Raw genomic sequence first — 23,986 nt, 5'->3', positions numbered from 1 at the left:
TAAAAATAAATACGAGGACAGGTTTTTCTTCTATCCCGTTCCTCACCTCCCCCCCGGACCGTACAAGCTCGCCCCGCAGAGGATCTTCTCAGGGGCTCTACCAGGAGGTTCTCTCCATGCCGACAGCGAAGAAGGAAAATCAGCCGATGTCCTCAGCAGGCACGCTCCGAAACGGCGCAATCCTACAATATCTTTGCACCTTGCTGTTCTGCCTGTCTCTCGGTGTGCCGGCCGCCTGGACAGCCGAAAAACCGGCACCGCCCGGCAAGGACCTGCGGATTCTCCGAATCACCCCGAGCGGCACGGAGGCACCGGCTGGCCAGCAGATCGTCATCCAGTTTGACCGGCCAGTCGTGCCCCTCGGCAAAATGGAGCGGAGCGCCGCCGAGGTGGGGATCACTACCCTGCCGCAGCTGAACTGCCAATGGCGCTGGCTGAATCCCTCGAACCTCGCCTGCAACCTGACCGGCAAGGATGCCCTGCAACCGGCCACCGAATACCGTCTGACCATCGCCCCGGCCATCGTCGCCCTCGATAAGGCCACCCTGGCTGAACCGGTGCAGCACAGCTTTGCCACATTGCGGCCGCGCATCACCGAAGCCTGGTTCAAGACCTGGCTGAGCCCGCAGCTGCCGCAAAACGCCGTGCGCGGCAATCTGCCGATGGACCCGGCTTCGCTGTCCGCGCACCTTTACTACCTTGCCGGCGGCCAGCGCATTGCCGCGAAAGTCGAGGCCGAAGCGGATTCCGGCCAGGCCAGCAACCTGGTCTGGCTGGTCACTCCATCCTCCGACCTGCCGGCCGGGGTGCCGGTGCAGCTGCAGGTCGAACCAGGCCTTACTTCTCTCACCGGCAAATTGCCGGGCAGCGAACACCGGGTTCTCGAAACCCTCCAGGCAATCCCCGACTTCCGTTTCCTGGGTGTCCGCTGCATCGATAAAAACAACAAGTCCTTCGATATCTCACCCGGTTCCGCCTCTCCTTCCAAGCAGCTCTGCCTGCCCTCCGGAGGGGTCGCCCTGCTGTTCTCGGCCCCGGTCCTGCCGGAAGACGTCGAGGACGGTCTGCAGCTGTCGCCGCCGCTCAATGCCGGCCAGGGGGCCGACCCGTGGGAGCAGGTCTATTCCTATTCCCAGCTGTCTGAGCGCTACACCAAGAATAAGCGCTACAGCATCGATCTGCCGGAAGCAATCCTCAGCCCGCACACCACCTACCACCTGCGGCTGGCGGCGGGCTCGGTCAAGGATCAGTTCGGCCGCGCCCTGGCAGGCCCCGTCGAAATGAACTTCGCAACCGATCACCGCCTGCCCGACTACGCCCTGGCGAGGAATCTGCCGGTGCTGGAAAAGGCCGAGCAAACCGACGCCCATGCCTGGACGGTAAACCTCTCGGAACTGCGCCTGAACTACGAAACAGTCACCGCCGACGGCAACAAGACCCCCGGCTCCGCCGTCATCAAGCCAAGCGGCCCGCAGGACGCCACCATCCCCGTGCCACTGACCATACGCCGGCTCATCGGCCAGGATTCCGGGTTGGTGCAGGGCCATTTTACCACCCTGCCCGCCCTGCCCGGCAAGTCTCCTGAAGAATCCTGGTTCTTCGCCCAGGTCACCCCCTTCCAGGTCCATCTCAAGCTCGGTCACCATAACAGCATGGTGTGGATCACCGATCTCAGCACCGGCCAGCCGGTGGCCGATGTTACCCTGCAGTTCTTCAAGAGCACCTTCAAGGAATTCGGCAAGCCGGCCGATGCCCTGGCAACCGCCACCACCGGCCAGGACGGTATAGCCACCCTGCCCGGAGTCACCACCCTCGATCCCGGCCTCCTCCACGTCTACGCCAATGACAAGGAGGAGCAGAACCTGTTTTTGCTCTGCAAAAAAGATGCGGACATGGCCGTCCTGCCGGTGCACTACGAATACCAGGTGGCGGCCGAAGGGGCAAACCGCGAGTACATCCCCGACTGGCTGCGGCCGCTACACGGTCATATCCGGATGTGGGGGGCCACCGCCCAGGGAATCTACAAGGCGGGCGACACCATGCAGTATAAGATCTTCGTCCGCGATCAGGACAATCTGCGCTTTACCATGCCGCCGGGTGCCGCCGACTTCACTGGCGAGGTGACCAGCAAGACGACCGCCACGCCAACCAAGGAAAACGGCAAGGCCGCCCCCACCGAGACCGCTACCCAGGTCGGCCCGCGCTACCACCTCAAGCTTATTGATCCGCTGGGCAAGGTGGCCTATGAACAGGACAACATCAGCCTTTCCCCCTTCGGGGCCTTTCATGGCGAGGTGGCCCTTGCCAAAAACGCTGCCGTCGGCTGGTACCGCTTTACCGTCAAGTGCAACTTCAATTCCGGGGAATGGGAGGCGATGCGGGTTCTGGTCAGCGACTTCTCCCCCGCCCCCTTCAAGGTAAACACCGACCTGAGCGGCACACGTTTTACCGCAGGCGACAGCGTGGCCATTACCACCTCCGCCAAACTCCATGCCGGCGGCCCTTACAGCGGCGCCGCCAACCGGATCACCGCCGCCCTGGCGGTGCGGCCTTTTACCCCGGACAATCCCAAGGTCAGCGGCTTTCAATTCGACAGCGCCGAAAAAACCGAGGGCCGCAGGGCCGACAGCGAGACCCTCTTTGAAAATCAGGGTAACCTCGACGGTAACGGCCAGCAAAGCGAGTCCTTCACCATCATCGACAGCCCGATCTGGTACGGCCAGCTGACCGTCGAAAGCTCGGTTCAGGACGACCGGGGCAAGTCCATCGCCAACCGCGCCGCCGTTCCCTGCTTCGGCCGCGATCGCTATGTAGGCGTCCTGCAGGAAGACTGGACCCTGCAGGAGGGCCACAAGGCCAAGGTGCGGGTGGTGGTCGTCGATAAAGACGGCAAGATCATCCCCGGGGTGCCTATCTCTGTCAAAACCGAGCATAAAAAAACCTGGGGTGCACGGGTAAAAGGGGCGGGCGACGGCTACCACACCGAATACGAACACCAATGGGAGCCGGAGCAGGAGCTCAGCGGAGTCTCCGCCGCCGAACCCCTGGAAATGGAATTCACCCCTGGCCAGGCCGGCGACTTCCAGCTGACGGCACGTATTGACGACACCACCGGGCGCAGCCATGCCACGACTATCGAGCGCTGGGTAACCGGCAAAGGCGTGGTGTTGTGGGAAGCACCTCCCGGCAATCTGCTCAAGGTCTTCCCGGAAAAATCCGGCTATAACGTCGGCGACACCGCCCGCTTCCTGGTGCAGAACCCCTTCCCCGGCGCCCAGGCACTGATCACCGTCGAACGCTTCGGGGTCATCAGCCACTGGACCAGGACCTTTGCCAGCAGCTCGGAGATCGTCGAGATCCCGGTCCTGGCCGATTATCTGCCCGGCTTCTACGTATCGGTCACCGTCACTACGCCGCGGGTGGAAAAACCACCGGGGCCGCAGGGCGAAGATCTTGGCAAACCGGCCTACCGCATGGGCTATGTCCGGGTTCCGGTCAAGGACCCCTATAAAGAGCTGGTGGTTGCCATCAAGCCGGAAAAAGAGGTCTACAAGCCGCGCGAAACCGCCCGGGTCGACCTGCAGGTGCGTCCGCGCCATGCCGCTCCGGGCGAGGCCATGGCCCCCGTTGAACTGGCGGTGGCGGTGCTCGACGAGGCGGTCTTCGATCTCCTCCTCGAAGGGCGTAAGCGCTTTGACCCCTACCAGGCCTTTTACTCCCTCGACGAGCTCGATCTCAGCAACTACAACCTGCTGATGCAGCTGGTCGGCCGCGAGAATCTGGCCTTAAAAGGTGCCAGCGCCGGCGGTGACGGCGGCGCCGATCTCAGCATGCGCTCACTGTTCAAGTTCGTTTCCTACTGGAACCCGGCGCTTCGTCCGGACGCGGAGGGCAAGGCGACAATCAGCTTCGAACTGCCCGACAACCTGACGAGCTGGCGGGTACTGGCCATGGCGGTAAGTCCGGAAGACCGCATGGGTCTCGGCGAAGGCTCCTTCAAGGTCAACCAGGCGACGGAGATACGCCCGGCCCTGCCCAATCAGGTCATGGAGGGTGACCGTTTCTCCGCCGGTTTCACCCTCATGAACCGCACCGACACCAGCCGCAGCTTTACCGTCAGTCTCGTGGCCAAGGGCCCGGTCAAAGGGGCCGAGGCGGCAGCTTCAGCCAAACAGGAACTGCGCCAAAGTAAATACATCACCCTGGCACCCTTTCAGCGGGAGACCCTGCGCTTCCCCCTGCAGACCACCGGCTCGGGGCCGATCACCCTGCAGCTTACCGCTGGTGACGGGGCGAGTCAGGACGGCCTCACCCACACCCTGCAGGTCGGCAAGCGCCGCGCCCAGGAGGTGGCGGCGACCTACGGCATGACCCACGAGGACAAGGCCACTGAAGACATCCTCTTCCCCTCCAATATGCAGGAAGACCGTGGGGAGGTCGCCCTGGTGCTGTCGCCGTCGGTCATCGGCGGCCTGGCCGGTGCCTTCACTTTCATGAAGGACTATCCGTACAGCTGCTGGGAACAACGCTTGTCCCGGGGGGTCATGGCGGCCATGTACACCCCGCTGAAACCCTATCTCAAAGACCTGCCCCCCTGGCCGGAAAGCGACAAGGCCGTCCAGGAAACCCTGGCCCTGGCGACCCTGCACCAGGCCCCCAACGGCGGCATGACCTACTACACGCCGAAGGACGAACTGGTTTCGCCCTACCTCAGCGCCTTTACCGCCCTGGCCTTCAACTGGCTGCACCAGGAGGGATACCAAATCCCCGAGCAGGTCCAGCAGCGGCTGCAGGGCTATCTGCAGAATCTCCTCCGCCATGACGCCCTGCCCCAGGAATTTTCCAAGGGCATGGCCGCCACGGTGCGGGCGGTGGCCCTGGCGGCCCTGGCCGAAGACGGCAAGGCGACCCTGGCCGACGTCGAACGCTACCGCGGCCATCTTGAATCGATGAGCCTCTTCGGCAAGACCTTCTATCTGCGCGCCCTCATCGCCGCCGGCGGCTTTATCGACCGCCAGCAGGAAGTCCTCGACAGGATCCTCGCCCATGCCGACCAGAGTTCCGGGCAGATTGTCTTTAGCGAGTCCCTCGACAGCGGCTACCAGGCCCTCCTTGCCTCGCCGGTGCGCGACAACGCCGCCATCCTCAGCGGCCTTCTCGCCTGGCTGCAGGGCAACCCAGCCGATATCGCCGTCAGCGACCTGGCGGTCAGCACCATGCGCAGTCTGAGCCAGAGCCGCAAGGGCCGCCCGCATTGGGCCTCCACCCAGGAAAATCTCTTTGTCGTCAAGGCCCTTGCCGACTATGCCAAGGTCTTTGAAAGCCAGGCCCCGGCAATGACCGTCTCCGCCCGGCTCGACAAGGAATCCCTTGGCAACGGCAGCTTCACCGCCTACACCGATCCGCCCCTTGTTCTGCAGCGGCCGATGCGCCGCGGCGACGCCGGACGCAGGGCGCAGCTACAGGTGGAGAAAGAGGGGGAAGGCCGCCTGTACTACGGCGCCCGGCTGGCGTACAGCCCGAGCCACCTCGCCCTCGACGCGGTCAATGCCGGAATCGAGGTGTTTCGCGAGTACAGCGTCAAGCGGGACGGCAAGTGGCTGCTCCTGACCGAGGACATGGCCCTGCGTAGCGGCGAGGTGGTCAAGGTCGACCTCTATGTGTCGCTGCCCGCCGAACGCTACTTCGTTGTCCTGGAAGACCCGGTCCCCGGTGGCCTCGAACCGGTCAACAGGGATCTGGCCACAACCTCCCTGCAGGATGCCGATACCGGCGATGCGGGCAATGTCGCCGGCTCCTACCGCAATAGCTATCCCGACTGGCAGGAGGACACCCTCGGCCGCTGGAGTTTTTATCACCGGGAGCTGCGCCACGATGCGGTACGCTTCTACTCGGAGCGGCTGGCCGCCGGACGCTATCATCTCAGCTATACCGCCCAGGCCATCGCCCCCGGAGATTTCCAGGTGCTGCCCCTCCGCGCCGAGGAGATGTACGCCCCGGAGGTCTACGGCAGGGGCGTGCCGGCACGGCTGAGGATCGAGGCAGCCGAGTAGAACCACTTCAGGTTCGGAAGGGAAGGCAAAGCGGCGGGGGGGAGGCCCTGGCAAGGTATGGCGCGACGACGGTGTTTTACCAGTAAACGGCCGCTGCTGTGGTGCTGCCTTGGTTGCTGCCTGGTCGCGGCCGCGCTCTGGCTCGGCAAAAAGACCTGGGAGGAACTCCGCCCCTTCCAGACAAGCCTCCTCCCGGACGCCCTTGGTTTTCGCCGCTACCAGTTCCTTGACCGCAACGGTGTCCCCCTGTCGGCCACCTTCGACAATCCCCTCAACGTCCACGACTGGCTGCCCCTCCATGAAATCCCGGCCCTCCTCCAGGACGCCTTCATCGCCTCGGAAGACCGGCGCTTCTACCGGCATCACGGTGTCGACTGGCTGGCAAGGGGCCACGCCCTGTTGCAGAATCTCAAAGCCTGGCGGGGGGTGCGCGGTGCCAGCACCATCACCGAGCAGGTGGTGCGCATCCTCCATCCCCGGCCGCGCACCCTGTGGTCGCGCTGGCTGGAGGGCATTGAGGCGGCGCAGCTGGAAGGGCGGTTCAGCAAGGCGGAGATCTTCGAGTTCTACCTCAATCAGGTGCCCTACAGCCGCCAGCGGCGCGGTGTCCTCCAGGCGGCCCGGCTGTACTTCGACCGCGACCCGGCCACCCTCACCACGGGAGAAACCCTGGCCCTGGCGGTGCTGGTCCGCGCCCCCTCGCGTCTCGGCGAAAGCCCAGGCGGCCCGGGCCTCGACAAACCCCTGGCGCGGCTGGCAGCCTTCCTGCAGGGCACCGGCCAGCTGGCGGAGACATCTGCCGGATCCCTCAGGCTGCACCCCCTGGCCCTGGCCAATCTGCGCCTTCCCGCCCCGGCCGACCACTTTCTCCGTCACCTGGCAAGCAACGAACTCGCCGGATCAGACGGCAGGACCGGCCCGGCGCGGATCGTCACCACCCTTGACGGCAACCTGCAGACCCGCCTGCACGACATCCTCCGCCGCCACCTCGCCGACCTGAAACGGCAGGACGTGCACAACGGCGCGGTCCTCGCCGTCAACCACCAAACCGATGAGATCCTCGCCTGGCTGAGTGTCTCCGCCACAGCGGCCGATGCCCCGGACGGCTGGCTCGACGCGGTGACCTCGCCCCGCCAGCCGGGCTCGACCCTCAAACCCTTCCTCTACGCCCTGGCGCTTGACCGGGGTTGGAGCCCGGCGACCATCATCGAAGACGCGCCGCTGGCCCGGCCAGTCGGCGACGGCATGCACCCCTTCCGCAACTACAGCCGCAGACATTACGGCCCGCTGCGCCTGCGCGAGGCCCTCGGCAACTCGCTGAACATCCCGGCAGTGCGCACCGTCCAGTTCACCGGCGTCGATGCCTTTCTCGACCGCCTGCACGCCCTGGGCATGGCAAGCCTCGACCGCTCCGCCGGCCACTACGGCGAGGGCCTGGCCCTTGGCAACGGCGAGGTGACCCTGCTGGAACTGGTGCGGGGCTACGCGGCACTGGCCCGGGGCGGTGTCTTTCACCCACTGCGGGCAACCATGGACGGCAGAAGCGCAGGGCCATCCCGCCACCGGGTCTACAGCCGCGAGGCGGCGGCGCTGATTGCCGATATCCTCTCCGACCCGGAGGCCCGCCGCCTGGAGTTCGGTAACGGCGGCCTCCTCCGCTTCCCGGTGCAGACCGCCGCCAAGACCGGCACCTCCAACGACCACCGCGACGCCTGGGCGGTGGGCTTCAATCACCGCCATACCGTCGGCATCTGGATGGGCAACCTCGATGGCCACCCCACCGGCGGCCTCACCGGCAGCACCGGCCCGGCAGTCATCCTCCGCACCATCTTCGCCGAGCTCGGCCGCTTCGAAGAACCCGAGCCGCTGCCGACCAGCCCGCTGCTCGCCGAAGCGAAGGTCTGCAGTCATAGTGGCCTGCTGGCCGGCCCCTCCTGCCCGGCCATCAGCGAAAAATTCATGCCCGGCACCCTGCCGCGAAGCCTCTGCGATCTGCATAGCACGGCGGCGAACAGGGCCATCGCTGCCGGCACCGCTCCGCCACAGCACTCGCCCCCAGTGCATATCCTGCAACCCTCCCCTAACCTGCAGATGGCCATGGATCCGCATATCCCGGACGCCATCGAGGCCTATCCGATGAAAATATCCGAGAACTATTCTGCAAAACGGGTGGAATGGATTATCGACGGCCAGCTTGCCGGCATATCAGGCGAACACCCCAAGGCCTTTATGTGGCCCCTTTCCCAGGGCAGCCACCTCGCCCAAGCGCGCGTTTGGCAAGATAGGGATGAAGCGCCGGTGGTCACGCCAGAGGTGCGGTTTGTGGTGAAGTGAGAAAAATCAAACTGCGTTTGCAGAGAGGATATTCCTAACTATTTATGCTTGCCTGGAGAAAATTTTTACTTTAGGATGATAGGCACTTAACTATTTAAAACTGTCATTTGGCTTGTAATCTTGAAACACTTGGGGAAGAGTGTTCTCTAGTTTCTTTTGAATTCCTTGTTAGCTTGACGCCTTCGGCGCAAATAGGAGAATTAAATGACATCGTATGAATTATTAGCTGTATATCAACAACTGTCAGAATTGCTGAATAAATTAGAACCATACACGATAGAATTAAATATTCTATATGATGAAATAAATGAGTTAAATAGACAATCAATAGATCTACTAATCAGTTCTGGAATAAATAATGAATCTACTCCAATACTTAGTCAAAAAAGACAAGATATAATCAACAAGCAAGCTCAGTTCGCGCAAAATTTTAATATGTTGGGTCATCATGCAAGTCTTATAGAAATAAGTAAAACCATTAATAGCATGAAAAACTCAACAGATTATTCTGAATATATTTTCGAAATAAATATTATAGAAGGGGTTATCATCCATTATGATATAATGACAAAACAACTTTATGAGTATATTAAAACACGAAATCATCATATAATATCTTCATTGTTAGGGTCGATAAAGACGGCTGTTGAGCTTCTCCAGAATTTTAAAGAAAACCATAAATATTTACTGAGTTTCTCAGACCGTTTAGAGAACACGAAAATACTTGATATAACAACCGACTCAAAAGAATTGATAATTCATTTAGATAATAAAGAGAGTGATTTTGGAAAATTTATAGATTCACTAAATTACATTAACAAGATTTATCTAGAACTTTCTGAAATAGCAAATATAAAGCAAAGACCCTTAGTTGTAAAAAGAATTGAGTCTGGTTCTATCCTGGGCAAATTAATTGGTTCCGATAAATTAATAGATCTAATCGTATTGATTTTACAAAGAACTATAGAACTAATATTTACAAAATTTACCTTTGAAGGAAAAATGACAAGAAAAAAAGAGGTTATTGATATTTTAATGAATGAAATTAAAGTAATTGACGAGTGCAACAAAATGAATATAAAGGTTGATCAATTAGCACAAGAAGCAATTACAAAGTCTATTGCATTGATTGCCTCCGACACACTCCGCTTGGTTTCTAATGCGACAAAGATAAAAATAAATGATAAAGAATATTCTATTTCTGAAAATGCGAAGGCTAAGTATTTAGAACAAAATTCAAAACTATTAATTGAAGAGTAACCTAACAGATTCTCGAACCTGGAAATTCCTTTTGTCACACTTTGTTATTATATATGGCCAGAGTAAAATTTAATTTAGCAAGAATAGCAACTTTCAATTCAATCCTGACCACTTTTAGGCAAAAATACGTACCCCATCAGTGGGCAGTCGGATACTGACCCTCTTGCTGATTCAGCTGAAGAGAAAAAACACTTGAATAAAACCCTGATCAAAATCTTCTGCCTCATCCTGTTCCGCCTTCTCCCGGCCTAATTAATTGGGGTCAGAGTAAATTTGGATTTGGCAAGAAAAGAGATTTTAATTCGACTCTGTCCACTTTTGCGCAAAGATACGGAAGGTTAACAAGATAGCCATCATCCATTGTTGCTTGCGCTTGCATATTTTCAGCCAGAAGGTATATAATAGTAATACCAACATATACCGGGGAGGAAGATCATGAGTACTACAGCACTTGCCGTTAAAATTGATTCGGAAGTCAAGGAGCGGATTAAGCGTCTCGCCGATCTAAAACAGCGATCAACCCATTGGCTGATGAAAGAAGCAATACTTCAATATGTCGAACGGGAAGAAAAAAGCGAATCATTTCGAAAAGATGCCATTTCAGCATGGCATGAATACCAGGCCACCGGCTTGCACGTCACGGCTGCGGAGGCGGATGCCTGGCTGGCAAAGCTAGAAGATGGTGAAGACGCGGAGCCGCCTGAATGTCACGTCTGATCTGGTCGCCGTCTGCTTTACGCGATGTTCAGCGCTTGTATCGGTTTCTTGCAGAGAAAAATAGAGATGCCGCCAGGCGTGCAGTCCAGGCAATCCGAACGAGTGTCTTAATCATTGCAGAGCATCCGGAAGTTGGCCGCCCTGCCGACGAAATGGATCCTAGGTTCAGGGAGTGGCTCATCGATTTTAGCAATAGCGGTTATGTGGTTTTATATCACTATGATGGAAATGAAGCCGTGATCGTCGCGGTACGCCATCAGCGTGAGGCTGGGTACTGACTCGCTAATTGATTCGACTGTGGAGAATAAAGTTGAAGAGAAGCCTGGGCAGAATCCTAAGCATCATCTTGTTGTGCCATCTGATGGCATTACCGGCAGTTGCTCAGAAGCTCGAGTCCGGAACGCTCTTTCAGGGCCCTGGCGCAACACTCTATTATGAAATCCAAGGCGCAAAGACCGGCACGCCGCTGCTGGTCATCAATGGCGGGCCGGGCGTTGACCATGGCTATATGCACTCGACGCTCCACCCTGTCTCGGCCCTGGATGAACTGGCCGCGGATCGGCAGGTTATCTTCTACGACCAGCGCGGGGTCGGCAAATCACCGGCCTTGCGGGCCGGTCAATCCTGCACGGTTGCCGACCAGGTTGCCGACATTGAGGCCTTGCGGGCCCATCTGAGGTACCAGCGGATGTACGTTTTCGGCCACTCCTTCGGCGGCTATCTGGCCATGGCCTATGCGGTGCGGTACCCGGAGCGGGTCGAAGGCCTGATCATCTGCGATTCGGCGGCCCCACGCTTTTCCGACACCATTTTCCTCTTTGCCCAGGTCTTTCCGGAAACCCACCAGGTGATGCAGAGGCTCCGTGTCACCGACGAGTCGACGAACAGGGCCTATTTCCTGCACTATTTTTCGATGCTCTTTTACTCGGCCAAGAACCGCGACAGCTATCTGGCGGCAGTGACAACCATCAACTCGAACAGCGCGGTTGCCGATGCCCTCCACAAAGATATGGTGGAGCTGGACTTCACCCCGCAGCTTGCCAGCTTTCATTTTCCCACCCTGGTCCTCACCGGCCGTTTCGATATGAACGTCGCGCCGTCGGTCGCCTATGCCATTCATAACGCGATTCCCGGATCAAGATTTGTCGTCTTCGAGCAAAGCGGCCATCTGCCCTTTTATGAAGAGCAGGAGAGTTTTGTGCGGACGGTGCGGGGCTTTCTTGCTGATATTCCGGATTGACCGTTTTCTTTTCTGTTGAGAAATAAGTGGATCACCCGTAGAACTGGGGGAAGTGAAGGGACAGCTGTGCTGTACCGGCAATACCGGTCAAGCACGACAGACAGGGGCACCTTACCGAGGTTGTCGAAGAGCCAATGAAGATTACCAATATCCACCAAAGGAAGTACCAGCAGCCACCCTCCGTGCTGTCGGAAATTCTCGCGACTCTTTCCTCAAAAAACGATCGCCTATGGCCCCACGAACTCTGGCCGCCGATGGTCCTAAACAATGGCCTCAAACTGCATTCGTCCGGTGGTCACGGCCCTATCGGCTACTATGTTTCGGACCACGACCCGGGGAAATCAGTCGAGTTCACCTTTACCAAGCCCGAGGGCTTTGCCGGCACCCATAGTTTTGAGCTCATTGCGATAGGAGACGAAAAAACACTGCTGCGGCATACCATAGATATGGACCTCAGCCCCAAGGGCATGATCACCTGGTATGTCGCAATCAAATGGCTCCACGATGCCTTGCTTGAAGATTGTCTGGACAAGGTTCATAATCAGGTAGCTCAGAATGAGGTGCGCTCCCGGCACAATCTCTGGGTAACAATCCTTCGCAAGGTCCTGAAAAGAAGGCGGAAGACTGTGTAACCGCCTAAGGTTCTTCTTTAAAACCAGACACCAGCGGCCACCCCATGAATATCATCTACTCACCCAAGTACGAGATACAAGTCGATCATCACCCCTGGCATACCTCCAAATACCGGTTGACCCTCGAATCCCTCGGGTTTCAGGGCATCCTCCCCAACCTGCGTACCATCGAGGCCCCCGAGGTCACCGACGCCGACATCCTCCGCGCCCATTCCGCCGAGTACCTGCAAAAGCTCAACGACCTCGACTTTACCGAGGACGAACAGCACCAGGCGGAGATCCCCCTGACCCATAAGGTCGTCGAGCTTTTCCGGCTGATGACCGGCGGCACCGTCCTGGCGGGGGAGGAGGCCCTTGCTGGCGGCATCGGCGTGCACATCGGCGGCGGCTTCCATCATGCCTACCGGGGACACGCCTCCGGCTTCTGCCTGCTCAACGACATCGCCATCGGCCTCTGTGTTCTCCTGGACCGGAGCGCCATCCAGTCGGCGGTGGTGGTCGATTGCGACCTGCACCAGGGCGACGGCACCGCCTGCATCTTCCATGGTGATCCCCGGGTCTTCACCCTCTCGCTCCACCAGCAGGACGCCTTCCCCTTCTTCAAGCAGGCGAGCGACCTCGACGCAGGGCTTCCCGCCGGTATCGGCGACGGCGTCTACCTCGCCGAGCTCGACAAGGCCCTGGCCGCTCTCTTTGCCGGCGGCAGGCGATTCGACCTCCTGCATTACCAGGCCGGAGTCGACACCTTCAGCCATGACCTGCTCGGCCGCCTGCGCCTCTCCGAGAAGGGCCTGAGGGAACGGGACCGGCGGGTGATTGCGGCGGCGCGGAGCCGGGGCATCCCCCTGGTCATCACCCTCGGCGGTGGCTATACCGCCGACCCGCGGGACGTGGCGCGGCTGCACGCCAACACGGTCGGCGAGGCATTTGCCGCATACCAGCAGCAAGGCCCCAAAGAAAAATAGCTCTTGCAGCAGACATTTATCCTTGTGGCACGGCCTTTTGGTTGGGTACACTTGCAGGACCAAGGGGGGATTCCGCAGGCCGGCCGGGACTGTCCCCCGCCATAGGGCAATCAAGCCTTTACCACCCGGACAATCCGGCAAGCGCCGCACAGCACCTGATATGACGACAGCACACAAGGAAATCGCCTTTACCGATATCGGCGGCCTCAGGGTCGGACATGCCGACGACCTGCAGGCCGGCACCGGCTGCACCGTGGTCCTCTGCGAGAACGGCGCCACCGCCGGCATCGATGTCCGGGGCGGGGCGCCGGGCACCCGGGAAACCGACCTGCTCAACCCGGTCAACTTGGTGGACAAGGTCCATGCGGTGGTCCTCACCGGCGGCAGCGCCTTCGGTCTCGACAGTGCCGCCGGGGTCATGCAGTATCTGGAAGAACGGAAGGTCGGCTTTGACGTCGGCGTCACCTGGGTGCCGATCGTCTGCGGCGCGGCTCTGTTCGACCTGGCCTTCGGCGACCACCAGATACGCCCGGACAAGGAGATGGGCTACCGGGCCTGCCTGAACGCCAGCGAGGGCCGCTCAGCGGAAGGCAATGTCGGGGCCGGGGCCGGGGCCACGGTCGGCAAGATCCGCGGCATGGCCCATGCCATGAAGAGCGGCCTCGGCTGCCATGCCATAGAGATTGGCGGCCTGAGAATCGGGGCGATCGTCGCCGTCAACGCCCTGGGCGACATCATCGACCCGGACAGCGGTGAACGCCTCGCTGGCGCCCTAAGCGACGACCTCTCCGATTTTGCCGACACCGAGGCAGTCATGCTCCGCTTCGCCCAGGAAAAGAACAACCTCTTCGCCGGCAACACCACCATCGGCATCGTCGCCACCAATGCCGCCCTCAGCAAGGCACAGGCGACCAAGCTCGCCTCCATGGCCCATAACGGCTATGCCAGGGCCATCCGCCCGGCCCATACCATGTTCGACGGCGACACCATCTTCACCCTGGCAACCGGCCAGGTCGAGGCCGACCTCAGCGTTCTCGGCATGCTGGCGGCAGGGGTCATGGAGCGGGCGGTGGTCGCCGCCGTAAAACAGTCCACCTCGCTGCTCGGCCTGCCCTGCCATGCCGACCTGCGGCGGGCAAGGCAGGGGTGAAGGGAAATTACTGAGTCTTTCGATTTTAAAAATTAAACTAAGAAACCATACGGATACCCCTAATGCTCAATACCCCCGAAGATGTCTTGAAGGAATGGATGCAGGCCATCAACAACGGCGATGTCGCCAGACTGCTCGCCCTCTACAGCGAAGAGGCGGTGCTCATCCCGACCTTTTCCAACCGGCTGCTCAATACCCCGGAAAAGATCGCCGAATACTTCCAGAAGCTCTGCAGCCGCGAGGAGCTGAGCATCGCCCTGCACGAGAAGACCCTGATCGTCCAGCCGCTCTCCGGCAGCAGCTATAGCTTGTGCGGCATCTACTGCTGGCGCTTCCTCCTCGACGGCGAACTGCTCAGCTTCGAGGCGCGGTTCAGCTACCTCCTCGATCTTGCCCTGCCCCGGCCGATCATCCACCACCACTCGTCGCAGTTACCGCGCATGCTGTAGCGGCAAAAGGCCCCCTTGAATCCCTCAATAGCACAAACCCTTCTTAGTAACCGGACGACAGCGGAGCTGGTGCTCTGGGTTCTGGCAGGCGTCGCCATTGTCGTCGGTATCGGCATCGCCCTGTATTTTGAAAAGAGAAGCTTCCGCGCCTTCGGCAAGGAAGGCAGCTGGCTGCGATTGCGGCTGTTGTCGCTGCCGATCCTCGCTGCCACCGCGCTTGTCGTCTGGCTGCCGGCGAGGACCATTTCCGGGCCGATGGCCCTGGCCTTTTTTTATGTGGCGCTCTTGACACTGGCACCGCTTGCCTGGTTCGGCCTTCACTGGTTGGCCGGGCACCTCCTCTCGCCGAAGCTGACGAGGCCGGAAAGTATGCGAGTGGCCCTGAGCGGCCTGGCGATGCTGCTGGCTCCGCCGCTTCTGGCCAACCTGCTGCAGGGCCCCTTGTTTATGGTGTCGCACCATCTGCGGCAGAAGGTCTTTGCCGATGCCAAGACCGTTCCGCTCGCCCACAAGATCCTGCCGATGCAGCGTTTTCGCCTGGGCGATGGGGGAGAGATCTTCACCCAGACGCTCAGCGCCGACGGCGGCCCCCATCTTGAACATATTGATTCCCTGATCGGCGGCCACGGCCATGATTCACGGACCAGCACCCATTCTTTCTTCTGCCGCCAGGACGACGACCTGCACCTGGCATGGTCGGCGGATTCCCCGCCGCCGCCTCTGCGGTTATACTGGTACGATGCCGACAACAATCTGGTGCAGGCTGAATTCCAAATAGACAGCGAAGCGACCAAGCAACTCCCCGCCCAGGAATTTTCCGTACATTGGCGGAAAGATGGGCTTGATTTCCCGGCGCCCCTTTCCCGGGATGTCGTGCAGCTCGGTTGGGCGGACAAGGTGAGCAAGCTCTTCTACCGTTCGCTCAACCCCCTGCAGCCGGGCGAAAGCTTCGACAATGACTGCGTCATGGCGGGGTATCGCCGCCTGTCCTGGCAGGAGGAAGGGCCGGTTGCCGGGGTGTTGTTGACGTTTGCCGGAAAGCCGCCGGGGCGGATCTGGCAACACGAGATACGGCGATAATTAAAGGCCGAAGGGCCTGCAGGCTGAGTGAGGGAGATCCTTTTCATGACACTTTCTTTGACAACCGACTGCACGGGGGTGAACTGGCAAGCGGTGGCGGACACCCTGCGGTCGGTGGGAATGGCCTCGCGCTATCCCGAAAAACATCGCCGGGCCTTTGAGGCAAGCTATGCCACAATCTTCATTTATTCCTCGGACACCTTGGTGGGCTTTGGCCGCGCCATCTCCGACGGTGTTTATCAGGCGGCGATCTATGACTGCGCCGTGGCAGTTGATTTCCAGGGCCAGGGCATCGGCAGAATGATCCTTGACAACCTTCTGTCGCGGCTGCAAGGCTGCAACGTCATCCTCTACGCCTCTCCGGGCAAGGAAGGCTTCTACGAAAAACACGGCTTTCGGAGGATGAAGACCGGCATGGCAAGATTTGTAAACGGTGAGTTTATGCAACACCAGGGATTTACCGAGTAAGGCTGGAAGAACTCGAAAAACAGATGCATATTTATTAATCATACAAGGAGGTTGTTATGAAAATCGTAAGAAGCTGTGCCGTCTTTGTTGCTTTCCTGCTCCTTTCCAGCCCGGTAACGGCCCCTGCCGAGTCTTTAAGCATCTATGCCGCGGGAAGCCTGAAGGACGCCCTGGGCAAGATAACGACATCCTACGAAAGCACGTATAAGACTAAGGTGACCAGCAAATTCGGACCGAGCGGCCTGCTGCGCAAGGCTATAGAAGAGGGAGAAAAACCCGATGTCTTCGCCTCAGCCGACATGACCCATCCGCAAAAACTTACTGCCGGCGGCTGGGGAAGCCCGGTGGTCATGTTCACCCGCAATCAGCTGTGCGGCCTGGCGCAACCGGCCGTCAAGGTAACACCTGAGAACTTCTACGCCACCCTCATGGACCAAAACGTCCGGGTTGGTACCTCGACGCCTAAGGCCGACCCGAGCGGTGATTACGCCTGGGAACTTTTCCAGAAGGCCGATAAGATCAAGGCGGGGAGCTTTGCAGCGCTTTCCGGCAAGGCCCTACAGCTGACCGGCGGCCCAGACAGCGCCAAGGCCCCGGAAGGTCGCAACCAGTACGGCTGGGTCATGGACGAGAAGAAGGCCGACGTCTTCCTCACCTACTGCACCAACGCTGTTTTGGCACAAAAGGATGTCCAGGCCCTGCAGATCGTCCGCATCCCTGAAGATCTCTCCGTCGGGGCCGATTATGGGCTTGTCGTTAGGACCGGGGCACCGCAGGAGGCCTGGCAACTGGCGATGTACATCCTGTCACCCGCCGGCCAGGCGATTTTGCAAGAATACGGCTTTGAGGCAATCGGCATACCGAAACAACAGTAATGCCTGCTTGGGCTGCGAGGGCGAGCGAATGGCCTGTTTGCGCTGCCGCTTGTCCCACTGGTATCAAGTCCCACGGCAGTCGATAGATTGCGCACCAACCTTTTTATCTGGGCAACAGTATGGAGAATCAACATCCCGCCGATTCCGGAAATATCAGTCTCGACAAAAGTGATTACCGCAAACCGCAAAGGCGGCCAGATCCGGTCTGGGCGGTTGTTTGGCGTTTTCTTTTGATCTGTGCGGTGATTGACGGCGGCGCCTACTACTATTTTCATGTAGTCAAGAACACCACCGTTTTTGAAGGACTGGCCAGGCTCAGGGACTCCATTCACCAAGAGCGGGGAGCTGATGCGCCACCTCCGCCGCCAGTCAAGACCCAAATCATAACTACCAAACCGGTCGGCACACCTACCGGTTCCGAATATGCCAAGGCTGAACGGGCCGGATATTTCAAGCCCATAGTTCCGACCAGGCAATCCGCCTCCTCTCCTGAAACCATCTATTGCTGGGAAGACGTCGACGGCAAGAGATTTTACTCCAATGTCGGCTATCCGAAGACCGGCTATTACAAAGCTATTCACACGAGATGATCATCAAGGAAGTCACCGCCAAATCGATTCTCTCCGCCTCAAAGATCTACAAGTACGTCATCAATCCCTATGTCGGTTGCCAGCATGCGTGTTCGTACTGCTATGCCCGCTATATGAAGCGATTCACCGGCCACTCTGAGCCGTGGGGTGAATTCGTCGATGTGAAGATCAATGCCGCCGCCGTCCTCCAACGGGAAATACGGAAAAAGCCTAAGGACCAGGTATGGCTGAGCGGCGTCTGCGACCCCTACCAGCCTCTGGAGGAACAGTACCAGCTCACCAGACAGTGTCTGGAAATCCTCATCGACAATGACTGGCCGATTGTCGTGCAAACCCGCTCGCCTCTCGTCCTGAGAGACAGCGATTTGTTGAAGAAATCGGCGACCTGTGCGGTGGGTTTCTCCATTCCGACCGCCGACGAGGCGATACGACAGCTCTTTGAGCCCCGCGCCCCAAAGATAGCTGAGCGAATAACCGCTCTGGATACGCTGCACCAGGCAGGGATCAGGACCTACGCCATGATCGCGCCGATCCTGCCCGGAGCCGAAGGCATCATGAAACTCCTTGCGGGAAAGGTTGACTATATTTACGTTGACCGCATGAATTACCATCATGCCGATGCGCTCTATATGAAAAACAGGCTGAGGAACTTTCGGACCAGCGACTATTTCCATGCGGTCAGCCAGCAATTGCAAGAGAGCTGCCGGGAACTGAACATTGCCTGCCATGTCGTGTTTTGAGCCGGTTGTCAGGCCCCGACACCCCGACAGTAAAGCCGATAAAACCACCATTCTCAACCCATCACCCAGGACCACCCTATGGACGATATCTTACAAAAAATCAGGCGGGAGCTGCTGGAAAACGCCGAGGAAGCCACCCGCCTGAGCGGTCAGCGCTTTTTTAAGGAAGCGGTCCGTTTTCACGGCGTCAAGTCGGCCGTAGTCGACAGAATAAGCAAGGCATCCTTCAAGGAGCTTAAGGGGCTGGACAAGGCGGAGGTTTTCAGGCTCTGTGAGGAATTGTGGCGCTCGGGATATATGGAGGAGGGCTTTATTGCCTGCAACTGGTCGTATTTTCTCCGCAAGTCGTATGAGCCGGAGGACTTTCCGGTATTTGCGCGCTGGGTGAGCGACTATGTCGGCAACTGGGCTGCCTGCGACACCCTCTGCAACCATACGGTCGGTACCTTCATCGAGATGTATCCGGAGTTTCTCGCGGATCTCAAGGTCTGGGCAAGATCCGAAAACCGCTGGATGCGACGTGCCGCCGCCGTATCCCTGATCATCCCCGCCAGGAAGGGCAGGTTCCTTGCCGATATCCTGGCGATCGCCGATATCCTCCTCCTCGATGGAGACGACCTGGTGCAGAAGGGCTACGGCTGGATGCTCAAGGCGGCAAGCCAGAGCCACCAGCAGGAGATTTTCGACTACGTCGTCAGTAAAAAAGCCGTCATGCCGCGCACCGCCCTGCGCTATGCCATCGAAAAGATGCCCAAAGACCTGAAGGCTGAGGCGATGAAGAAAGGATAAGAAGCTTTCGCCGCTTGCTTGCCAGGATACGACTCGATGCATAGAATGGCTAACAGGTGCCTGAGACCTACCACGCCATCCGCCGAAAGCGGCGAGGCATAACCCGACAACCCCACCCTGCGGAGCGCCCCGCCCATCTCCGCCGGATCAATGCCTGCCGAACCATGGACTGGATAACCGACCAGATAGCCATCGGCGATTGCCACGACGCCGCCACCCACGCCGGGGAGGTCGATGCCGTCCTCTGCCTGCTGCCCGACTGCTGCGAGACTCGCAGCGATGTCGACGGCTGCTGCATCCCCCTCCATGACGGTCCAGGCAATTGCCGGACGCACGTCCTGGCCGCCATCGACTATATCGCCCTGCAGGTCGATCAGGGCAACAAGGTCCTCGTCCATTGCCGGGCCGGGCGCAGCCGCTCGGTGTGCATCGTCGCCGCCTACCTGATGCGCCATCAGGGGTTGTCGAAACGGCTGGCCATTGCCACCGTTGCCAAGAAACGGCAGATCTGCCTCGCCGACGGCGTCGACGAAATCTTCAAACACCTGCGGGACAACTGTCCCGGCGAGGGCAAGCGCAACTTCTACGCGCGCTTCCGGGATTTTTTCCGGCGGCCGGGCAAAAAAGGCGGCTGAGGCCCGGAGCCCAGGGTCCCGGTCACGGGCGGACCCGGAAATACCGGTCTTGACTCCGGCCCTGCAGAAAAGGAGGTCAGCCATGAAGAACCTGCTCAATCTGTTTACCCGAGGTGAGCGTTGCACGCCGCTTTCCGGGGGAAGTGGCGTGCATATTGAGAAGTACCGGCATTTCCGCGACTTCCTGGCCGGCAACCGCGACGCCCTTCGCCTCCTGTCGGCGATGGAGATGCTCTATTACAGCGGCAAGGCCTTTACCGCAGCCGATATCGCCTTCCACTACGAGGGTCTGTACGGCCACCTGCAACAGCTTCTGCGCGCCCTGAACGGCCTCGCCGATCAGCGCTACCTTGCGCTCTTTGATGCGGCTACAAAGATCAACGCCGCCGTTAGGGCAACTCTCCGGCCGGTGATCTACCGGCTGGAGATACCGGCGATTGTCCCCCTGACGGAGCTGGCGCAGCAAGCTCAAGCGACTGCCGGCGGCAAGGCGGCCAACCTTGCGGCGATAGACAGGCAGACCGGCCTGCGGGTGCCGGCCGGATTTGTCGTCACGGCAAGCGGCTATGACCGGTTTCTCCGCTATAACGGTATCGACCAGCTGGTTCTCGATGAACTGGCCGGCATCTCGCCGGGCGACACCGGGCTTGCCGAGGTCAGCGACCGTCTGACCCGGCTTATCCTTGCCGCCCATGTCCCGGACGAGCTGGCGACCCTCCTTTATGCCCATTATGACGCCATTGAGCGGCGGACCGGCCCCGGCCTCCATCTCGCCATGCGCAGCAGCGCCGTCCGCGAGGACTCCGAATCCTCCTTTGCCGGGCAATACCGCTCGGTGCTGGGCGTGTCGCGGCGGCAGCTGATCGCCGCCTACAAGGAGGTGGTGGCCAGCTCCTTTTCCCCCCATGCGATAAGTTACCGGCAGATGGCCGGAATAGACATCACCGAGACGCCGATGTGCGTCCTCGGCCTGGCAATGGTCGCGGCCGAGGCAAGCGGCGTGCTCTACACCAGCGATCCTTCCGGCAAGGCCCCGGAGACCATGCAGGTCAATGCCGTCCTGGGGCTTGGCGAACAGCTGGTCAGCGGCGCCTCGGCGGCCGATACCTATATCCTCGACAGATCGACGGGAGAGCTTATGGAACAGCGGCTCGCCGACAAGGTGTCGCGCCTCGATACGGCGATCGAGGGGACGGTGGAACACCGGGTGGAAAGGCGGGAGTCCAGCCGGGCGACCCTTGACCGGGAGGAACTTGCCGAGCTCACCGACATCGGCCGCCGGCTGGAACAGGTCTTTGGCGGCCCCCAGGATATCGAATGGGCGATAAACAGCCGCCGGGAGATCTCCATCCTGCAATGCCGGCCGCTGCAGGTGGCCGCGAGGGTGGTGGACCAGCCGGTGGAAGCGGACGCCGGGGCGCTGATCGTAAGGGGCGGCATTGTTGCCTCCCAGGGCCTGGCCGCAGGCATCGCCTCTGTCGCCTACGACAACCAATCCCTCGCCGACATCCCCGATCAGGCGCTGCTGGTCACCAAAACCGCCTCGCCCCGCTACGCCGAGGTGATGGGGCGGATCCGGGGCCTGGTCAGCGAATCCGGCACCGCCATGTGCCACCTGGCCTCGGTGGCCCGCGAGTTCGAAGTGCCGATGGCGGCAGGCGTCGCCGGGGCCACCCAGCTCATCGCCGCGGGGGAGCTGGTCACCCTCCTTGCCCAGGGGGAACCGGCGGTGTATCGCGGTGATTTCCTCAAGGGCCGCCAGGCAGGTACCGGCAAGAAGCGCATGATCAACAGCGCCGTGCATGAAAAGATGCGCGCGGTACTCGACCACCTGGCGCCTCTCCACCTCACCGACCCCGATGCCCCGGGCTTCTTGCCGGAAAACTGCACCTCGCTGCATGACATCATCCGCTTGGCCCATGAACAGGCGGTGCGCGAGATGTTCAGCCTGTCAAACCTCGCCGAAGACCAGACCGCTGCGGTGCAGCTGACGACCCATCTGCCGCTTTCCCTGCACCTTATCGACCTCGGCGGCGGCCTGAGCCCGGGCCTCAGCACCTGCGACACGGTCAGGGCCGAGCATTTCACCTCGGAGCCGCTCAAGGCCCTGTGGCGGGGCTTCAGCCATCCGGGGATCAACTGGCGGGGGAGCGTGCAGTTTGATGGCGGCAGCCTCCTCTCCCGCCTGGCGGCACCGGCCACCGCCGAGTTCGGTACCGCCCCGGGAGGAAACAGCTACGCCCTTGTCGGTAGTGATTATCTCAACTTCTCGGCAAAATTCGGCTACCACTACGCCACCCTCGACACCCTCTGCGGCGATGATCCCGACCATAATTACCTGACCCTGCAGTTCTCGGGAGGTGCCGGCAGCTACAGCGGCAAGACCCTGCGCATCCAGTTCCTCGGCAAGATCCTCGGCGGGCTCGGCTGCGTTGTAAGTCTACAGGGTGATCTGCTCGAGGCCTCGCTGAGCCGCCATCCCCGCGGCGAGATGCTCGAACGCCTCGACATCATCGGCCGCCTGCTGGCCAGCAGCCGCCTACTCGACATGGCCATCACCGGCCAGCAGGATGTCGACGACCTGGCGGAGGCCTTCCTCCGGGGCGACTACGACCTGCTGCACCATAGGGAGGCATCGGGCCTGCCGGGCTTCCATATCAATACCGGCACCTGGCAGCTCACCGGGGAGGATGGCGCCGTCTGTTGCCTGGCGGACGGCTCGCAGCTGTTGAGCGCCCTGTCGGTCAACGTTGCCGGATTGATAGGCAAGACCTTCGGCCGGAAATACCAGGACATGCTCGACACCCTGGGCGCCTACTATACCTTCCCTCTGGCTGTGGCCAGGATGGGAGCCTGCGGCGATGGAGAAATCTCCCTCATGGTCAAACCGCTCCGGGGAGTCATCGATCAGGCTGGGGGGCTGGCCTTCGGCCTTAGGGACAGCGGCAATTACTTCGCTCTGAGGGTCAACGCCCTCGAGGACAACATCATCCTCTTCGAGTTTCTTGATAACCGGCGCCTCGAACGGGCGCGGGTGAAGACAACGGTTGCCCCGGGCACATGGTATTGCCTGGGGGCAACCGTCAACGGCAAGCAAATCACCTGCCTCCTTGATGGAAAGCAGGTCTTTTCCTACCTCAGTGCCCGTCCGGTCACCGGCCATATCGGCCTGTGGAGCAAGGCCGATTCGGTGACCCTCTTCAAGGAGCTGCTGGTAGCTGATGACACCGGTTGCCGGAGTATCATCGCTGCCGGTAAATCACCCGGCAACCCGGCCTGATCTCGCTGCGGACCGGGCCGGGTATTCCTTGTGGACGGCGATCACTGGTGGGCGTGACCGGTCACCGGCTTATGCTGCTCATGACCGGCATGACCGGGGGCGGAAGCAACTGCGTGCTTGCCATCGCCATGGGCATCGCCGCCGGTTGCGTCCTGATGCAGCCGTTCCACGTAGTGGGTGAATGCGACGTAGGCAGAGACAAAGGCCCTGCCCTGCTCAACACTTTCATCCTTGTGCTGATAGGTGGTGGCGGCATGCTGATACCGCTCTTTTATGCCAGCGGCGATATCACCGGTGACGAGCTGCACCAGACGGTCAGGAGAGCCGCCAGCCAGGGCCCGGTCCGCCTCGGCAACCGCTGGTTCGACGGAACCGGCCGGTTTCAACCCGGTGAACGGCGCCCCTTCCCCGGCGCGATGGATCTTCACCAGGGTGGCAAAAAAATCCTGCTCCGCCACTCCGGCTGCAGCACCCTTGCTGTCCAACAGCCTGGTAAAGGCCTTGCGCACAATGTCCTCATCCTTTTCCCGGACCCACTTGAGCACCGGGGTAATATCCCTGGCGGTAATTGCCTTCCGGGCATCCTCGATAACCGGCCCGTCCAGGGTATCACAGTGGGCGGCGGCATTCTTCGGAGCAATGAAAGATACCGCGATGAGGGCGGCAATTCCTAACACGTGTAATCTGATCGAATTTCTATTTCTCATGGGAAGTCTCCATATTAAACTT

General features: G+C 59.9%; 19 protein-coding genes. 17 read left to right on the top strand and 2 right to left on the bottom strand.

Translation table 11 applies throughout. The annotated features are described in order from the left end of the window. Positions 1 to 116 precede the first annotated feature (116 nt). The 7 genes from OEL83_14565 (at position 117) to OEL83_14535 (ending at position 12,236) form a co-directional block, all read left to right on the top strand. Positions 117 to 6,053 carry a hypothetical protein gene (locus OEL83_14565; protein MDK9708264.1) on the top strand — a complete coding sequence of 1,979 codons (5,937 nt, stop codon included), beginning with the start codon at positions 117 to 119 and terminating at the stop codon, positions 6,051 to 6,053. A 57-nt stretch (positions 6,054 to 6,110) separates the two neighbouring features. Continuing rightward, the gene (locus OEL83_14560; GenBank protein MDK9708263.1) at positions 6,111 to 8,387 is read left to right on the top strand and encodes a transglycosylase domain-containing protein; all 2,277 of its coding nucleotides are present in this window, start codon (positions 6,111 to 6,113) and stop codon (positions 8,385 to 8,387) included. A gap of 204 nt (positions 8,388 to 8,591) precedes the next feature. Next, complete coding sequence (locus OEL83_14555; protein MDK9708262.1) at positions 8,592 to 9,647, top strand: hypothetical protein; 1,056 nt, start codon at positions 8,592 to 8,594, stop codon at positions 9,645 to 9,647. Between the two features lie 435 nt (positions 9,648 to 10,082). Next, complete coding sequence (locus OEL83_14550) at positions 10,083 to 10,364, top strand: ribbon-helix-helix protein, CopG family (GenBank protein MDK9708261.1); 282 nt, start codon at positions 10,083 to 10,085, stop codon at positions 10,362 to 10,364. Then, the gene (locus OEL83_14545; protein ID MDK9708260.1) at positions 10,352 to 10,642 is read left to right on the top strand and encodes a type II toxin-antitoxin system RelE/ParE family toxin; all 291 of its coding nucleotides are present in this window, start codon (positions 10,352 to 10,354) and stop codon (positions 10,640 to 10,642) included. Before OEL83_14550 ends, OEL83_14545 begins: the two co-directional genes overlap by 13 nt. 83 nt (positions 10,643 to 10,725) lie before the next feature. Continuing rightward, entirely contained in the window at positions 10,726 to 11,604 is an 879-nt protein-coding gene (locus tag OEL83_14540; GenBank protein MDK9708259.1) for an alpha/beta hydrolase, read from the top strand. Between the two features lie 134 nt (positions 11,605 to 11,738). Beyond that, entirely contained in the window at positions 11,739 to 12,236 is a 498-nt protein-coding gene (locus tag OEL83_14535) for a hypothetical protein (protein ID MDK9708258.1), read from the top strand. 59 nt (positions 12,237 to 12,295) lie between these two features. Here the strand turns inward: OEL83_14535 and OEL83_14530 are convergent, their stop codons facing one another. Then, entirely contained in the window at positions 12,296 to 13,378 is a 1,083-nt protein-coding gene (locus OEL83_14530; GenBank protein ID MDK9708257.1) for a hypothetical protein, read from the bottom strand. On the opposite strand from OEL83_14530, the gene OEL83_14525 reads away from it, so the two are divergent. The 10 genes from OEL83_14525 to OEL83_14480 all read left to right on the top strand — a co-directional run bounded on the left by OEL83_14525 (position 13,362) and on the right by OEL83_14480 (position 23,257). Then, positions 13,362 to 14,351, top strand: a complete 990-nt coding sequence (locus OEL83_14525; protein ID MDK9708256.1) for a P1 family peptidase — start codon at positions 13,362 to 13,364, stop codon at positions 14,349 to 14,351. The two genes, OEL83_14530 and OEL83_14525, sit on opposite strands and share 17 nt — an antisense overlap. A gap of 62 nt (positions 14,352 to 14,413) precedes the next feature. Next, positions 14,414 to 14,800 (top strand): DUF4440 domain-containing protein, encoded by a 387-nt coding sequence (locus OEL83_14520; protein ID MDK9708255.1) that lies wholly within the window; start codon positions 14,414 to 14,416, stop codon positions 14,798 to 14,800. Positions 14,801 to 14,815: 15 nt separating this feature from the next. Beyond that, entirely contained in the window at positions 14,816 to 15,880 is a 1,065-nt protein-coding gene (locus OEL83_14515) for a hypothetical protein (protein MDK9708254.1), read from the top strand. Positions 15,881 to 15,925: 45 nt separating this feature from the next. Next, positions 15,926 to 16,348, top strand: coding sequence for a GNAT family N-acetyltransferase (locus OEL83_14510; protein ID MDK9708253.1), 423 nt, complete (start codon positions 15,926 to 15,928; stop codon positions 16,346 to 16,348). 56 nt (positions 16,349 to 16,404) lie between these two features. Beyond that, entirely contained in the window at positions 16,405 to 17,223 is an 819-nt protein-coding gene (locus OEL83_14505; protein MDK9708252.1) for a molybdate ABC transporter substrate-binding protein, read from the top strand. Between the two features lie 119 nt (positions 17,224 to 17,342). Then, complete coding sequence (locus tag OEL83_14500; GenBank protein MDK9708251.1) at positions 17,343 to 17,813, top strand: hypothetical protein; 471 nt, start codon at positions 17,343 to 17,345, stop codon at positions 17,811 to 17,813. Beyond that, on the top strand, positions 17,810 to 18,553 hold the full coding sequence (locus OEL83_14495) for a radical SAM protein (GenBank protein MDK9708250.1): 744 nt from the start codon (positions 17,810 to 17,812) through the stop codon (positions 18,551 to 18,553). Before OEL83_14500 ends, OEL83_14495 begins: the two co-directional genes overlap by 4 nt. A 78-nt stretch (positions 18,554 to 18,631) precedes the next feature. Then, a complete protein-coding gene (locus OEL83_14490; GenBank protein MDK9708249.1) occupies positions 18,632 to 19,342 on the top strand; it encodes a DNA alkylation repair protein in 711 nt (236 codons plus the stop codon). 56 nt (positions 19,343 to 19,398) lie between these two features. Beyond that, positions 19,399 to 19,977, top strand: a complete 579-nt coding sequence (locus tag OEL83_14485) for a dual specificity protein phosphatase family protein (protein ID MDK9708248.1) — start codon at positions 19,399 to 19,401, stop codon at positions 19,975 to 19,977. 82 nt (positions 19,978 to 20,059) lie between these two features. After that, on the top strand, positions 20,060 to 23,257 hold the full coding sequence (locus OEL83_14480) for a PEP-utilizing enzyme (GenBank protein MDK9708247.1): 3,198 nt from the start codon (positions 20,060 to 20,062) through the stop codon (positions 23,255 to 23,257). A gap of 41 nt (positions 23,258 to 23,298) precedes the next feature. Here OEL83_14480 and OEL83_14475 read toward each other — a convergent pair whose 3' ends face one another. Beyond that, positions 23,299 to 23,964, bottom strand: coding sequence for a DUF6448 family protein (locus tag OEL83_14475; protein MDK9708246.1), 666 nt, complete (start codon positions 23,962 to 23,964; stop codon positions 23,299 to 23,301). Between the last annotated feature and the right edge of the window lie 22 nt (positions 23,965 to 23,986).

Source organism: Desulforhopalus sp. (assembly GCA_030247675.1).
Taxonomy (GTDB): Bacteria; Desulfobacterota; Desulfobulbia; order Desulfobulbales; family Desulfocapsaceae; genus Desulforhopalus_A.
Note: the sequence above shows the minus strand (reverse complement) of the source record. Positions and strands in the feature narration are given on the sequence as shown.